Source organism: Methylobacterium sp. CB376 (assembly GCF_029714205.1).
In the GTDB taxonomy this organism is placed as follows: Bacteria; Pseudomonadota; Alphaproteobacteria; order Rhizobiales; family Beijerinckiaceae; genus Methylobacterium.
The window spans coordinates 458,421-473,610 of record NZ_CP121648.1 but is presented as its reverse complement, the minus strand read 5'-3'; the positions used below and the strand labels follow the sequence as shown (position 1 = coordinate 473,610).

The window sequence follows — 15,190 nt, the reverse complement described above, 5'->3', positions numbered from 1 at the left end:
ATAACGTCCCGCTCCCCCCGCGACAGGTGCGGCCATCATAAACAAATACCAATCACGACGACGACCGGGCGGCTTCGCTGTCCACTATGGGACAATATCACCCGGAAACACACTCAACTTGCGATGTCCTGGAGCGCGCGTCGAGCCGAGTCGGCGGAGAGCGCAACTCCGACGGGAATCGGCGTGTGCTTCCGAAAGGAAGCGGCCGATCCGGCCGCGGCCCGGACCCCGCGAGGCCGGTCCGGGCCGGCCTCGAAACGAGGAGGCCCGGTCTCGCCGCGAGACCGGGCCCCGATCGCTCCCCGATGCCGGCGGCGCCGGCCCTCACTCGCCCCCGATCGCGGCCTTCGTGCGCGACCACCAGCCGGCCCGCTTCGGCCGGTCCGGGTCGGGCGGCGTCAGCACCACGGCGACCGGCTCGGGCTCCGGCGCGGCGGGCGCCTGCTCGGGCTCGGGCGCCTGGATGGCGTCGGCCCTGACCGCCTCGCGCTCGGTGGCGGTGAGGTCGGGCATCTCGGCGGGGCTCGCCGGGGCCACCGCCTCGGGCGAGGGGCCGCTGATCTCGCCCACCGCGACGATCTCCTCGGCCAGCGCATCCTGCGCCAGGGTGCCGGCGGGATCCGCCTCGGCGGTCTCGCTCGCCCCGACGACGACCTCGTCGCCGATATGGCCGACCTCCGCCTCCTCGTGGCGGTCGCGGCTGCGCCCGCCGCGGCGCCCGCGCCGGCGGCGGCGACCGCCGCCCTCGTCGCCCTCGCGGGCGATCACGGCCTCGCCGCCCTCGGTGATCGGGATCGTGACCGGGCCCTCGCCCGGCTCCTCGTCACCCTCGGGCCCGGCGGCGGGCAGGCCCGTCTCCTCCCCGGCGGCCTCCTCCCCGGCGGCCTCGTCCCCGGCGGCCTCGTCCCCGACAGCCTCCTGCCCGGCGGTCTCGGTCTCGCCCTCGATCTCGCCGGGGCGGCCCTCGCCGCGCCCGCGCCGCCGCCGGCGCCGGCGGCGACGGCGGCCGCCGCCCTCGTCCTCGGTGCCCGCACCCCCGGCCTCGCCGGCCTCCTCGGCGGCGCCCTCGGCCTGCTCGAGCGTCTCGTCCTCCTCCTCGTCCTCCTCCTCCAGGGGCGGCGGCTGCACCGCCTCCGCCCGGATGCTGGTGACCGGGAGGCGGGGCTCCGGCGGCTGCGCGGGCTCGCCCCGGTCGAGGTGGAAGGCCGAGGTCGGCGGCAGGCGCTCGTCGGCCGACACCGTGATCGACACGCCGAAGCGCGTCTCGAGTTCGCGCAGGTGCCCGCGCTTCTGGTTGAGGATGTAGAGCGCCACGTCCGTGCGGGTGCGCAGGATCAGGTTGTGGCTGCTCGACTTGATCAGCGCCTCCTCGATCGCCCGCAGGATCTGCAGGGCGACCGACGAGGTGGCGCGCACGAAGCCCGAGCCGCCGCAATGCGGGCACGGCACCGAGGAGGATTCGAGCACGCCGGTGCGGATGCGCTGGCGCGACATCTCCAGCAGGCCGAAGGGCGAGATCCGCCCGACCTGGATGCGGGCGCGGTCGTCCTTCAGGCACTCGTTCAGCTTGCGCTCGACCGCCCGGTTGTTGCGCTTCTCCTCCATGTCGATGAAGTCGATGACGATCAGCCCGGCGAGGTCGCGCAGGCGGAGCTGGCGCGCCACCTCCTCGGCGGCCTCCAGGTTCGTCTTGAGCGCGGTGTCCTCGATGTCGTGCTCGCGGGTGGCCCGGCCCGAATTCACGTCGATCGAGACGAGGGCCTCGGTCGGGTTGATGACGAGGTAGCCGCCCGAGCGCAGCGCGACGTGGTTCGAGAACATCGCGTCGAGCTGCTGCTCGACGCCGTAGCGGGCGAAGAGCGGCGTCGGGTCGCGATAGGGCTTCACGACCTTGGACTGGCTCGGCATCAGCATGCGCATGAAGTCCTTGGCCTCGCGATAGGCGTCGTCGCCCGCGACCAGAACCTCGTCGATGTCCTTGTTGTAGAGGTCGCGGATGGCGCGCTTGATCAGCGACCCCTCCTCGTAGACGAGGGCGGGCGCCGAGGACGAGAGCGTCAGCTCGCGCACGCTCTCCCACAGCCGCATCAGGTACTCGAAGTCGCGCTTGATCTCGGGCTTGGTGCGCGAGGCGCCGGCGGTGCGCAGGATGACGCCCATCCCGTCCGGCACCTCCAGGTCGGCCGCGATCTCCTTCAGGCGCTTGCGGTCGGCCGCGCTCGTGATCTTGCGCGAGATGCCCCCGCCCCGGCCGGTATTGGGCATCAGCACCGAGTAGCGGCCGGCCAGCGACAGGTAGGTGGTGAGCGCCGCGCCCTTGTTGCCGCGCTCCTCCTTGACGACCTGCACCAGGATCACCTGCCGGCGCTTGATGACCTCCTGGATCTTGTAGTGGCGGCGGGGCGCGCGGGGCCGGTCGGGGATCTCGGCGAGCGCGTCGCCGCGGCCGCCGACCTGCTCGACCACCGGCTCCTCCTCGTCGCCCTCGCCCTCGTCCTCGCCGTCCTCGTCGTCCCCTTCCTCGTCCTCGTCCTCGTCCTCGTCCTCGGAATCGTGCTCGTCCGCGTGGGCGGCCTCGGCATGCGCCTCGTCCGCCTCCTCGTCGTGCTCGTCCGCGTCGTCCTCGTCCTCATCCTCGTCGGCGTCCGTCGCGTCGTCCGATCCCGGGGCCGTTTCGGCCGCGGTTTCCGGCGCGGCCTCGGCGGCCTGGTCGGTCGGGGCAGTGTCGATCGCCGCGAGCGTCTCGGCCGGGGGCGCGGCCTCGGCCGCCGGGGCGGCGTCGGGCTCCGGCGCGACCTCGGCCGCCGGCGCGGCGGCCTGGTCGGCCGCCGAAGTGGCCGTCGGCGCGGCGGCCTGGTCGGCCGCCGAAGTGGCCGTCGGCGCGGCGGCCTGGTCGGCCGCCGAAGTGGCCGTCGGCGCGGCGGCCTGGTCGGCCGCCGAAGTGGCCGTCGGCGCGGCGGCCTGGTCGGCCGCCGCGGGCGCGTCCGCCGTCACGGCAGCGGGCTCGGCCGGCGCGGGTTCCGGCGCCTCCGGGGCCGCCGCGGCGCCCTCGCTCCCGGGGGCCGCGTCGCCGGGCGCGGCCTCGGCGACCGGCTCCCCGCGCGCCTCTCCGGCGGGCGCCGAGGCGGTCTCGGCGGCGGGATCCTCGCCGCCCTCGACCTCCAGACCCTCGACCTCCAGACCCTCGGCCGGGGCGCTCACCACCGGATCGGCCTTGGCCGAGGCGGCCTCGGCGCGCCGTCCGCGCCGGCGCCGGCGGCGGCGGTCGTCGGAGGCGCGCTCGTTGCGCTCGGGGCGCTCCTCCTGCTCGCGCTCGGCCCGGGCGTCCTCCTCCAGGAGGGCGAGCCGGTCCGCGACCGGGATCTGGTAATAGTCCGGGTGGATCTCGCTGAAGGCGAGGAAGCCGTGCCGGTTGCCGCCATATTCCACGAAGGCGGCCTGCAGCGACGGTTCGACCCGCGTGACCTTGGCGAGGTAGATGTTGCCGCGCAGCTGGCGGCGGTTAGCGGCCTCGAAGTCGAATTCCTCGACCTTCGAACCCTTGACCGTCACCACCCGGGTCTCTTCCGGGTGGGAGGCATCGATGAGCATCTTGTTGGCCATGACGAACTTTCGGCATGGCGAGTGACGGCAGCAAAGCTCGACCGAGCCGGCCCGGCGGTGACGCCGGCCTCCGGAAGGCTCTCATGGGCCGCGATCCTGCGATCGCGGCGGCTGATTTCGTGCTGGGTTTGCCGTCAATCGCCGCTGCGCGCGGTCTCGCGCGCGGGGGGTTGACCACGGTCGGGGGCAGGGGGCGCGGAAGGGCGCGACGCCGGATGCGCGCGCTCGGAACGGCAGCGACGGAACCCGAAGCTGTGCGTCCGCGCATACTCCCACCGACCTCTCGAAACGACGGGCCGACGCTCGCGGGGAGGCCGGCCGGCGATGAACTGGCGGCGACGCCGCTCCATGAAGCGCGTCACCGTCGCGAAAGCGACTCCTGCCCGGCTCTGGGGCTGATCCGTCTGACGGCGGGCCGGCGATGGGCCTGGACCCGGCCTCCCCGCGGAGGCCGGACAGGTCCGCTGGCCGCGACGGGAGCCGGCGGCGGGCGGGGGTCAATACCAATACAGAGGCTTCGACCGGATTGGCAAGCCGGATCGTCGCAGGGAAACGGCGCGGAGCGCGGCCGAGACCGGGCGGAGCGGCGCCCGGCCCGTCCGGCGCCGGGTCTCCCCGGCCCGTGACCAAGGGGAAGCTGTCCGCGGCGGGCGGGCCGAGTCCGGCGGGGCCCGGCCCCGGCAGGGCCCCGCCGCGACGGCGTCCGGCCTCGGGCGCGCCGGAGCATTTGTCCCCGCCCGCGTCCCGCGCTAGACCCCCTCCACCATGTCGCACAACAGCTTCGGCCACCTCTTCCGCGTCACGACCTTCGGCGAGAGCCACGGCCCGGCCCTCGGCTGCGTCGTGGACGGCTGCCCGCCGCTGATCCCGCTCGACGCCGCCGAGATCCAGGCGGAACTCGACCGCCGCCGGCCCGGCCAGTCGCGCTTCACGACGCAGCGGCGCGAGCCCGACGCGGTGCGCATCCTCTCGGGCGTCTTCGCGGACGACCGCACCGGCGGGCGCCAGCTCACCACCGGCACGCCGATCGCGCTGATGATCGAGAACGTCGACCAGCGCTCGAAGGATTATTCCGACATCCGCGACACCTACCGGCCCGGCCACGCTGACTACACCTACGAGGCCAAGTACGGCATCCGCGACTACCGGGGCGGCGGGCGCTCCTCGGCCCGGGAGACCGCCGCCCGGGTGGCGGCCGGCGCCATCGCCCGCAAGGTGCTGCCGGGCGTGACCATTCGCGGGGCGCTGGTGCAGATGGGGCCGCACGCCATCGACCGCGCCCGCTTCGACTGGGCCGAGGTCGGCAACAACCCGTTCTTCTGCCCCGACGCCGAGGCCGCCGCGCGCTGGGCCGAGGTCCTGGACGGGGTGCGCAAGGACGGCTCCTCGCTCGGCGCCGTGATCGAGGTGGTGGCGGAGGGCGTGCCGCCGGGGCTCGGCGCCCCAGTCTACGGCAAGCTCGACGCGGACCTCGCCGCCGCCATGATGTCGATCAACGCCGTCAAGGGCGTGGAGATCGGCGACGGCTTCGCGGCCGCCGCCCTGCGCGGGGAGGAGAACGCCGACGAGATGCGCCCGGGCCACGGCGGCGCGCCGAGCTTCCTCGCCAACCACGCGGGCGGAATCCTGGGCGGCATCTCGACCGGCCAGGCCGTCGTCTGCCGCTTCGCGGTCAAGCCGACCTCCTCGATCCTCACGCCCCGCGCCAGCGTCACCCGCGACAACCGCCCGACCGATGTGCTCACCCGGGGCCGCCATGATCCCTGCGTCGGCATCCGGGCGGTGCCGGTCGGGGAGGCCATGATGGCCTGCGTGCTGGCCGACCACGTCCTGCGCCACCGGGGCCAAGTCGGCGCTCATCCCGCCGGCGCTCATCCCGCCGGCGCTGATCCCGCCGGCACCCATCCCGGCGGCCCGGGCGGATTTCAGCCAGGCTGAAACGCCCGGCAGATTTCAGTTTCGCTGAAAACACCGGCCCGCTATGGTGCGGCCCGTGAAACTCGGCGACTGGCTTCGGCAGCAGGGCGTGTCCCGCACCACCTTCGCGCGCCGCTGCGGGCTCTCTCCCGCGGCGGTGACGGGCCTGTGCAACAATCCCGGCGCCTGGCTGTCGCGCGAGACGGCGGCGCTCGTGGCCCGCGAGACAGGCGGCGCCGTCACCCCGAACGACTTCCTGGGCCTGAGCCCCCCGCGGCAGGAGATGCCCATGCCCCACGCTTCCGTCGTCGAGACCATCGAGGCCTTCGCCCGCGGCGAGATCGTGGTCGTCACGGACGACGACGACCGCGAGAACGAGGGCGACCTCGTCGTCGCGGCCTCCCTCTGCACGCCGGAGAAGATGGCCTTCATCATCCGCAACACCTGCGGCATCGTCTGCGCGCCGATCACCGGGCCGGAGGCCAAGCGCCTGCGGCTCGAGCCGATGGTGGCCTCGAACGACGCGCCCCTCGGCACCGCCTTCACGGTGACGGTCGACGTCAAGCACGGGCTCACCACCGGCATCTCGGCCGAGCAGCGCTGCAACACCGTGCGGGCGCTCGCCAACGGCAACATGGGCGCGGCGGATTTCGTGCGGCCCGGCCACGTCTTCCCGCTGATCGCCCGCGACGGCGGCGTGCTGATGCGCTCCGGGCACACGGAGGCGGCGGTCGACCTCTGCCGCCTCGCCAAGCTGCCGCCGGTCGGGGTGATCTGCGAACTCGCCAACGACGACGGCACCGTCATGAAGGGGCCGCAGATCGAGGCCTTCGCGGAGGCGCACGGCCTGCGCCGGATCTCGGTGGCCGACCTCATCGCCTACCGGCAGGCCCGCGAGAAGCTGGTCGAGCGGGTCGGCACCTTCCCGGTCAAGACCGAGTGGGGCACGCTCACCGGCTACGCCTACACCACGCCCTTCGACCCGATGCAGCAATTCGCCTTCGTGCACGGCCGCATCGGCGACGGGCGGGACACGCTGGTGCGCCTGCACCGCTCCAACGTGGTGGCGGACGTGATCGAGGGCGGCCGGGCGATCGCCTGCGTGATGCGCCGCTTCGCCCAGGAGGGGCGGGGCGTCCTCGTCTACCTGCGCGACGGCACCGCGGGCGTGCCGCCGACCACGTTCCGCGAGGAGCAGACCGAGGCCGAGGCGGCCCGGGTGCGCCAGTGGCGCGAGATCGGGCTCGGCGCGCAGATCCTGCGCGACCTCGGGGTGGTGTCGATCCGCAACCTCGCCACCGCCTCGCGCTCGTATGTCGGCCTCTCCGGCTTCGGGATCGAACTCCTCGGGGACGAGCCGCTGGAATAGCGGCCGGGGCCGATGCCCTCGCGCGGCTGCGCCACGCGCATCCGCGGGGTCAGGTGGTCTCGGGGGTCAGGTGGTCTCGGGAGTCAGGTGCTCTCGGGCCGGTCCGCGGCGCGCGCCGCGCGGGTCGATACCGGGGACCGCGGCGCGGTCGTCACCACCGAGCCGGTCCGCCCGCGCCCGCCGGGCCCGGAGGCGCGCGGCGCATCCTGGAGGATCTTCCCGTCATCCGCCGCGCCCTGCCGCCGCTGACCTGCCTGCCCTTCGGCGAGCCGCAGCGGCGCCGGGCCGTGGTGCTGCTGGAGCGGGAGGAGCGCCCGGCCCAGCGCCTCGCCGGCGCCCTCGCGGAGGCGGTGCGGGCGGCCGCGCAGGCGCACGGCCCGCCCAACCCTTGAGCGCGGCTCGAGGGCAGGACGAGATCTTCGCGTTTTTCCTCAAGCGGCGAGGTCCCTATGGTCGCCGCATGATCGGCACCGTCCTCCTCGCACTCCTCCCCATCGCACTCCTGATCGGGCTCGGCGCCGGCCTGCGCCGGACCGGCTTCCTGGCCGAGAGCTTCTGGCCGCAGGCCGAGCGCCTGGGCTACTACCTGCTGCTGCCGGCCCTGTTCGTGCACGGGCTCGCGACGGCGCGGCTCGACGGCGTGCCGGTGGCAGGCCTCGCGGCCGTGCTGGTCGCCTCGACCCTGGCGGTGGCGGCCCTGCTCGTGGCCCTGCGGCCCCTCCTCGGCGGCAGCGGCGCCGCCTTCACCTCCGTCTTCCAGGGCGGCGTGCGCTTCAACAACTACGTGGGCGTCTCGGCCGCGGCGGGCCTGTTCGGCGCGCAGGGCGTCGCGCTCGCGGCGGTCGCCAACGCGGCGATCGTGCCGACCGTGAACGTGCTCTGCGTGCTCGTCTTCGCGCGCTTCGGCGCCGGCGGGCGCCCGCGGCCGCTCGCGCTCGCCCGCCAGCTCGCCCTCAACCCGCTGCTCGCGGCCTGCCTGATCGGCATCGCCCTGCAGGCCACGGGACTCGGCCTGCCGCCCGGCCTCGACGCGCTGCTGCGCAGCCTCGGCCAGGCCTCGCTGCCGCTCGGCCTGCTCTGTGTCGGGGCGGCCCTCGACCTCTCGGCGGCCCGCGCCTGGCTGCGGCCGGTGCTGGTCGCCTCGGCGGCGAAGTTCGTGCTGATGCCGGCCGCGACCCTGATGGCCTGCCGGATCACGGGCCTGCAGGGCAGCGCGGCGGCGACCGCCCTGCTGTTCCAGGCGCTCCCGACCGCCTCCTCGTCCTACATCCTGGCCCGCCAGCTCGGCGGCGACGCTCCCCTGATGGCCGGGATCACGGCCGCCCAGACGGTCCTGGCCGGGGCCGCGATCCCGCTCGTGCTGCTCGGCCTGCTCGGGCTCGTGGGCTTCTAGGCTGGCACGGGGCGCTTCGGCCGAGATCGTCGGTCCCGCATCGCTCCCGCCGCCGGACCGGTGAGCGCTCCGGCGAGGGCGGCTCAGCGCCCCATCAGCGCCTCGACATGGGCGGCGACGGAGCGCGACAGGCCGTCGAGGTCGTAGCCGCCCTCCAGCACCGAGACCACGCGCCCGCCCGCGTGCCGGTCGGCGAGGTCCATCAGCCGCCGCGTCGTCCAGGCGAAATCGGCCTCGGTCAATTGCAGGTTGGCGAGCGGGTCGCGCCAATGGGCGTCGAAACCGGCCGAGATCACGATGAGGTCGGGGTGAAAGGCGTCGATCCGCGGCAGGATCGCCGTCTCGAAGGCCTCGCGGAAGCGCTCGCCGTCGTCGCCCGGGCGCAGGGGCGCGTTGACGATCGTGTCGTGGTCGCCCCGCTCCGAGGTGGCGCCGGTGCCCGGGTAGAGCGGCATCTGGTGGGTCGAGCAGTAGAGCACCGACTTGTCGCGCCAGAAGATGTCCTGCGAGCCGTTGCCGTGGTGCACGTCCCAGTCGACGAGGGCGACGCGCTCGGCCCCGTAGGCCTTCCGGGCGTGGCGGGCCGCCACCGCCGCCTGGTTGAAGAAGCAGAAGCCCATCGCCCGGCGGCGCTCGGCGTGGTGGCCCGGGGGCCGCATGGCCGCGAAGGCGTTCGCCACCTTGCCGGACATCACCTCGTCCACCGCCTGCACGGCCGCGCCGAGCGAGCGCAGCACCGCCTCCAGCGTGCCCGGCGACATCACCGTGTCGGAATCGATCGCCACCAGCCCCTCGCGGGGCGAGGCCTCGGCGATCGCCGCCACGTATTCCTCGGGATGCGCGAGCGTGGCGACCGAGAGTTCCGCCCGCGGCGCCTGCTCCCGCACCAGGGCCGAGAAGCGCTCATCCTCGAGCGCGCGCTCGATGGCGCGGATCCGCTCGGCGCGCTCGGGATGACCGTGCGGCGTGGCGTGGTCGAGGGAAGCGGGGTGGCAGAGATACAAGGTCGTCATGCCTGGTTCGGCCCGCGGGGCCCCTCCCTGTCTGGTCCCTCCACCGTGGCAGGAGGCTGACCGCGACGCAACACGCGCCGTCAATCGTGCGGGCGGGCGGGGCGCCGCCTTCGCGGATGAGCAGCGGGGGGCTAATCGTAAGCATTGGTCAACCATGACGCGAACAGGCTGGCCGAAATCCGGATCGATCCCATGCGCCGCCCCGTCCCCGCCCTCGTCCTCACCGCCGCGCTCCTGTCGGGCTGCAGCTACAAGAGCATCCCCGACCCGACGCTCTCGGCGCAGGACGCGGCCTGGATGGCGATGGTGCCGGACGGGGAGACCGATCCGCGCTTCGCCCGCTACCTGATCGACGACCCGACCGGCGAGCCCCCCGGCACCATCGTGGTCGAGACGAGGGAGCGCCAGCTCTACTTCGTCCTGCCCGAGCGCAAGGCCATCCGGTACGGCGTCACCGTGGGCGACGAGGCCTACGGCTGGACCGGCACCGCCCGGGTCTTCCGCAAGGCGGCGTGGCCCGACTGGAACCCGCCGGCCGAGATGGTCAGGCGCTGGCCGCACGTCCACCCGATGAAGGGCGGGCCGGCCAACCCGCTCGGCGCCCGCGCCCTCTACCTCGCGGACGGCGCCCGGGACACGCTCTACCGCATCCACGGCACCAACGAGCCGGAGCGGATCGGGCAGGCCGCCTCCTCGGGCTGCATCCGCATGCGCAACATCGACGTGGTCGACCTCTCCAACCGCGTCGCGTCCGACGCGAAGGTCATCGTGCGCTGAGCCGGCCCGCAAGATTCTCGCAACGCTGCCTCCTTGCTCAAGCTTAACCTGAACGCTGATTCAGATTCAGGCGTTAACCGGTGAGCGGATCACCGGCGTGCATAGTCCTTCTCACGCAGGGACAAGCACCGGCATCCAAAAAAGCCGGGGAGGCACGACAGATGATCAAGTTCTCGCTGCAGGATTTCTGTAACCGTATGGTCGCGAAGGGTGAGATCGGGCCGGGCGACGTGCGCGAACTGGCCCGCACGATCCTCCCCGAGGGGCTCGGCAGCCGCGAGGAGGCCGACATGCTGATCGCCCTCGACCGGGCGGTGCCGGGCGCGGATGCCGACTTCGCCGACTTCCTGGTCAGCGCCGTGGTCGACCTCGCGGTCTGGGGCGAGCGCCCGACCGGCTACGTCGACGCCGAGACGGCGCGCTGGCTCTGCGCCTCCCTGTGCTGCGGCACGGGCCCGACCGCGACCGGCGCCCGCATCGCCGTCGAGGTGGTGCGCGAGGCGCACTCCGCCGACCCGGCCCTGGTGGCCTTCGCGCTCAGCGCCAACCGCCTGCGCGCCCTCGCCGAGGAGCCGGCGCCGCGGCCCGCCCTCGCCGCCTGACCGGGCCCCGGGCTAGGCCGGAGGGAGGGGGCGCGCCGCCACCGCCCCATCCTTTTCGCTGCTTTCGCGGCGCGCGCCGATGCTTTAACGGGAATTGAGCTTGGGCGTTGACGCCCCGGTCTCATCCTTCCCACGGCTCGAGTGCGCGCTTCGATGTTCGACAAGATCCTGATCGCAAACCGGGGCGAGATCGCCTGCCGCATCATCAAGACGGCGCGCCGGATGGGGATCAAGACGGTCGCGGTCTATTCCGACGCCGACCGCGACGCCGTGCACGTGGCGATGGCCGACGAGGCCGTCGCGATCGGGCCGGCGCCCGCCGCGCAATCCTACCTGGTGATCGAGAAGATCATCGCGGCCTGCCGGCAGACCGGCGCCCAGGCGGTGCATCCGGGCTACGGCTTCCTCTCCGAGCGCGAGGCCTTTCCGAAGGCCCTGGCCGAGGCCGGGATCGTCTTCATCGGTCCCAATCCCGGCGCGATCGCCGCGATGGGCGACAAGATCGAGTCCAAGAAGGCGGCCTCCGCCGCCGAGGTCTCGACGGTGCCGGGCTTCCTCGGCGTGATCGAGGATCCCGCGCACGCCGTCCGGATCGCCGATGAGATCGGCTACCCGGTGATGATCAAGGCCTCGGCGGGCGGCGGCGGCAAGGGCATGCGCATCGCCCACTCGGCCGAGGAGGTAGCGGAGGGCTTCGCCCGCGCCCGCTCGGAGGCGGCCTCCTCCTTCGGCGACGACCGCGTCTTCGTCGAGAAATTCATCACCGATCCGCGTCACATCGAGATCCAGGTCATCGGCGACAAGCACGGCAACGTGATCTACCTGGGCGAGCGCGAGTGCTCGATCCAGCGCCGCAACCAGAAGGTCATCGAGGAGGCGCCCTCGCCCCTCCTCGACGAGGCGACCCGCCGCAAGATGGGCGAGCAGGCGGTCGCCCTCGCCAAGGCGGTGAACTACGATTCCGCCGGGACCGTCGAGTTCGTCGCCGGCCAGGACAAGTCCTTCTACTTCCTGGAGATGAACACCCGGCTGCAGGTCGAGCACCCGGTGACCGAGATGATCACCGGCCTCGACCTCGTCGAGTTGATGATCCGGGTCGCGGCCGGCGAGAGGCTGCCGCTCTCCCAGGCGGACGTGAAGCTGAACGGCTGGGCGGTCGAGAGCCGCGTCTACGCCGAGGACCCGACCCGCAACTTCCTGCCCTCGATCGGCCGGCTCACCACCTACCGGCCGCCGGCCGAGGGGGCGCTGGGCGCCGCGACGATCCGCAACGACACCGGCGTCGAGGAGGGGAGCGAGATCGCGATCCACTACGACCCGATGATCGCCAAGCTGGTCAGCTGGGCGCCGACCCGCGCCGAGGCGATCGGCGCGCAGGCCCAGGCCCTCGACGCCTTCGCGATCGACGGCATCCGGCACAACATCCCGTTCCTCTCCGCCCTGATGCAGCATCCGCGCTGGCAGGAGGGCCGCCTCTCGACCGGCTTCATCGCGGAGGAATTCCCCGGCGGCTTCGAGGCGCCCCGGCCCGCCGGGAAGGTGGCCCTGCGCATGGCCGCGGTGGCGGCGGCGATCGACCACATGCTCAACGAGCGCAAGCGCGGCATCTCGGGCCAGATGCGCGACCCGGGGCACCTGCGCTTCGAGCGCGACCGGGTGGTCTGGCTCGGCGACCAGCGCTTCGAGGCGACGGTCGAGACCTCCGCGGCGGCCCCGGTCGGGGCGACGGCGGTCGCCTTCGCGGACGGCACGACCTGGCCGCTCGAGAGCGACTGGCGCCCGGGCGATCCGGTCTGGACCGGGACGATCGGCGGGGCCCGGGCGGCCGTGCAGGTGCGCCCGCTCCTCAACGGCGTCTTCCTGCAGCATGCGGGCGCGGCGGCCGAGGCCCGGGTCTACACCCGCCGCGAGGCCGAACTCGCCGCCCTGATGCCGGTCAAGGAGGTCGGCGGCTCGGGCAAGCAGCTGCTCTGCCCGATGCCGGGCCTCGTGAAGAGCATCATGGTCGCGCCCGGCCAGGAGGTGAAGGCGGGCGAGCCGCTCGCCATCGTCGAGGCGATGAAGATGGAGAACGTGCTGCGGGCCGAGCGCGACGCCACGGTGCAGACCATCCAGGCCAAGGAGGGCGACAGCCTCGCGGTCGATGCCGTGATCCTGGAATTCGCCTGAGACCGGACCCGCCGTGCCGCTCTACTTCGCGTACGGCTCCAACATGGACCGGGCCGCGATGGCCCGGCGCTGCCCCGCCTCCACGCCGCGGGGCATCGGGCGCCTCCACCGCCACCGCCTCGTCATCATGCGCGAGGGCTACGCCTCGGTGACGCGCGATCCCGGCGCCACCGTCTGGGGGCTCGTCTGGGACCTCGCCCTCTCCGACGTGCCGGCCCTCGACCGCTACGAGGGGGTGGCGAGCGGCCTCTACGTCAAGGCGCAGCAGCCGGTGGTGACCGGGGAGGGGGTGCGCCGCGCCCTGATCTATCTCGGGCGCGGCCAGGGCGGCGTGCCGCGGCCGGGCTACCTGGAGGGGGTGATCGCCGCGGCCCGGCAGGCGGGGCTGCCGGAGAGCTACTGCCGCGGCCTCGCCGCGCTCGGCCGCTGAGGCGCGGCGCGGGGTCAGGCCGCCCGCAGCGTCTCCAGGAAGCGGCCGACCTCGTGGGACAGCTGCGCGGATTGCTGCGAGAGGGTGGAGGCCGAGGCGAGGACGCGGTTCGCCGCCTCGCCCGTCGCCTCGGCGGCGTGGGCGACCCCGGTGATGTTCGCGGTGACCTCGCCGGTGCCGGCAGCCGCCTGGGTCACGTTGCGCACGATCTCCTGGGTCGCCGCGCCCTGCTGCTCCACCGCGGCGGCGATCCCGGAGGCGACGCCGCTGATCTCCCGGATGCGCGAGGAGATCGCGTCGATGGCCGCCACGGCCTCGCCGGTCGAGGTCTGGATGCGGCCGATCTGCGATCCGATCTCGTCGGTGGCCTTGGCGGTCTGGTTGGCGAGTTCCTTGACCTCGGCGGCGACCACCGCGAAGCCGCGCCCGGCCTCGCCGGCCCGCGCCGCCTCGATCGTCGCGTTCAGCGCGAGAAGGTTGGTCTGGCCGGCGATCGTGGTGATCATCGCCACCACGTCGCCGATCCGCGCGGCGGCGCTCAACTCCTGCACCAGGGCGGCGGATTGGCGGGATTCCTCGACGGCGCTGCGCGACAGGGTCGCCGAACTCTGCACTTGGCGGCCGATCTCCGCGATGGAGGAGCCGAGTTCCTCCGAGGCCGCCGCGACGGTGCCGACGTTGCTGGCCGCCTGCTGCGCGGCGCTCGCGACGGTGGCCGATTGCGCCGCGGTCTCGGAAGCGGTGCCGGCCATGGCCTCGGCCGTGCCGCGCAGGTCGGCCGCGGCCGCGGTCACGGCCCCGATGATCCCGCTCATCGCGCTCTCGAAGCGCTCGGCCATGGTCCGCATCGTTGCGCGCCGCTGCTCCTCGGCCCCGGCCCTGGCCAGCGCGGTCTCCTCCTCGAGCGCCCGCGCCCGCTGCATCGTCTCCTTGAAGACCTGAACCGCCGCCGCCATCGCGCCGAGCTCGTCGCCGCGCCCGGTGAACGGCACCGCCACCTGCAGATCCCCCGCCGCGAGGGTGCCCAGGCAGGCGGAGAGGTCCCGCACCGGCCGGGCCACGAAGCGCGCCGAGAACACCGCCGAGCCGATGAGGACCAGGATGACGGTGCCGCCGACCGCCAGCCCGATCAGGTTCGCGGATTCCACCGTGGCGGCCGTGTTCAGGCGCGCCTCGGTGGCGAAGCGCTGGGCGTTCGTCACCGAGGCATTGCCGGCCTGCTCAAGCTTGAGGCCGACCCGCTGCCGCTCGGCCGCGAGCTGCGCGAGCCTGTTCGCGTCCAGGCGGCGCGACCCGTCCTCGAAGCGGATCGCCGCGGCGCCCGCCGTGGCGAGGTCGGCGAAGCTCGCGAGGCTGGTCTGGAGCTCGCGCAGCACGTCGGGCAGCAGCGCGATGCGGATCGGCTCGTCCAGGGCCGCGACCCCGGCATTCCGGGATGCGCGGATCTGGTCGGTCGCTTGCGCCAGCTGGCCGGCCGTCTCGGCCGCCAGGATGTCCTGGGCGGCGGACCGGATCTGGGCGTGCGACAGGCGCGCCTGCTGGATCCCGTCCAGGATGACCTGCTCGCGCCCCGCCGCGGCATTGGCCGCGGCGATGCGCTGGGCGCTGGCCCACTGGTTCGCCACGAGTCCCGAGACCAGCGTGATCCCGAGGGCGGCTGCCAACGATAGTTTCTTGCCGATCGATAGCTGCATGATTGCTGATCCCAAGCGCGCTGCGGCGGAGGCGTGGCTCGACGATTGGAAGCGCCGACGGAACTCGGCGAGGGAACCAACACCCGGCCGCGCTGACCCTGGGTCATGAGAGTGAAGAAAATCTTTCGCCAGATCACCCGCGGAGGTCGTCAAAGGAGCGCCCTCTCGTCCCGGGCGCAAGTCGTCGCGCGTCTCCGGCGTCGCGGCCGTCATCGCGAGATCT

General features: G+C 73.6%; 11 protein-coding genes. 7 read left to right on the top strand and 4 right to left on the bottom strand.

What is annotated here, in order from left to right:
- Window positions 1-324: 324 nt before the first annotated feature.
- Window positions 325-3,603 (bottom strand): Rne/Rng family ribonuclease, encoded by a 3,279-nt coding sequence (locus QA634_RS01990; protein ID WP_012330379.1) that lies wholly within the window; start codon window positions 3,601-3,603, stop codon window positions 325-327.
- 765 nt (window positions 3,604-4,368) lie between these two features.
- On the opposite strand from QA634_RS01990, the gene aroC reads away from it, so the two are divergent.
- Window positions 4,369-5,541 (top strand): chorismate synthase, encoded by a 1,173-nt coding sequence (gene aroC, locus QA634_RS01985; protein ID WP_012330378.1) that lies wholly within the window; start codon window positions 4,369-4,371, stop codon window positions 5,539-5,541.
- Window positions 5,542-5,809: 268 nt separating this feature from the next.
- Window positions 5,810-6,889 carry a 3,4-dihydroxy-2-butanone-4-phosphate synthase gene (gene ribB / locus QA634_RS01980; protein WP_043701993.1) on the top strand — a complete coding sequence of 360 codons (1,080 nt, stop codon included), beginning with the start codon at window positions 5,810-5,812 and terminating at the stop codon, window positions 6,887-6,889.
- 83 nt (window positions 6,890-6,972) lie between these two features.
- Here ribB and QA634_RS01975 read toward each other — a convergent pair whose 3' ends face one another.
- Entirely contained in the window at window positions 6,973-7,263 is a 291-nt protein-coding gene (locus QA634_RS01975; protein ID WP_018262824.1) for a hypothetical protein, read from the bottom strand.
- An 86-nt stretch (window positions 7,264-7,349) separates the two neighbouring features.
- Between QA634_RS01975 and QA634_RS01970 the strand changes: the two genes are divergently transcribed.
- Window positions 7,350-8,282: an AEC family transporter gene (locus QA634_RS01970; protein WP_012330376.1), complete on the top strand. Its 933-nt coding sequence runs from the start codon at window positions 7,350-7,352 to the stop codon at window positions 8,280-8,282.
- Between the two features lie 83 nt (window positions 8,283-8,365).
- Here the strand turns inward: QA634_RS01970 and QA634_RS01965 are convergent, their stop codons facing one another.
- The gene (locus tag QA634_RS01965) at window positions 8,366-9,295 is read right to left on the bottom strand and encodes a histone deacetylase family protein (RefSeq protein ID WP_012330375.1); all 930 of its coding nucleotides are present in this window, start codon (window positions 9,293-9,295) and stop codon (window positions 8,366-8,368) included.
- A 192-nt stretch (window positions 9,296-9,487) separates the two neighbouring features.
- Here QA634_RS01965 and QA634_RS01960 point away from each other — a divergent pair, with 192 nt between their 5' ends.
- The 4 genes from QA634_RS01960 to QA634_RS01945 all read left to right on the top strand — a co-directional run bounded on the left by QA634_RS01960 (window position 9,488) and on the right by QA634_RS01945 (window position 13,273).
- On the top strand, window positions 9,488-10,072 hold the full coding sequence (locus QA634_RS01960) for a L,D-transpeptidase (RefSeq protein ID WP_012330374.1): 585 nt from the start codon (window positions 9,488-9,490) through the stop codon (window positions 10,070-10,072).
- A 161-nt stretch (window positions 10,073-10,233) separates the two neighbouring features.
- Window positions 10,234-10,674: a hypothetical protein gene (locus tag QA634_RS01955; protein ID WP_012330373.1), complete on the top strand. Its 441-nt coding sequence runs from the start codon at window positions 10,234-10,236 to the stop codon at window positions 10,672-10,674.
- A gap of 153 nt (window positions 10,675-10,827) precedes the next feature.
- Window positions 10,828-12,843, top strand: a complete 2,016-nt coding sequence (locus QA634_RS01950) for an acetyl-CoA carboxylase biotin carboxylase subunit (RefSeq protein WP_012330372.1) — start codon at window positions 10,828-10,830, stop codon at window positions 12,841-12,843.
- Window positions 12,844-12,856: 13 nt separating this feature from the next.
- Complete coding sequence (locus QA634_RS01945) at window positions 12,857-13,273, top strand: gamma-glutamylcyclotransferase family protein (protein ID WP_012330371.1); 417 nt, start codon at window positions 12,857-12,859, stop codon at window positions 13,271-13,273.
- A 14-nt stretch (window positions 13,274-13,287) separates the two neighbouring features.
- Here the strand turns inward: QA634_RS01945 and QA634_RS01940 are convergent, their stop codons facing one another.
- On the bottom strand, window positions 13,288-14,967 hold the full coding sequence (locus QA634_RS01940; protein WP_012330370.1) for a methyl-accepting chemotaxis protein: 1,680 nt from the start codon (window positions 14,965-14,967) through the stop codon (window positions 13,288-13,290).
- Window positions 14,968-15,190: the final 223 nt, after the last annotated feature.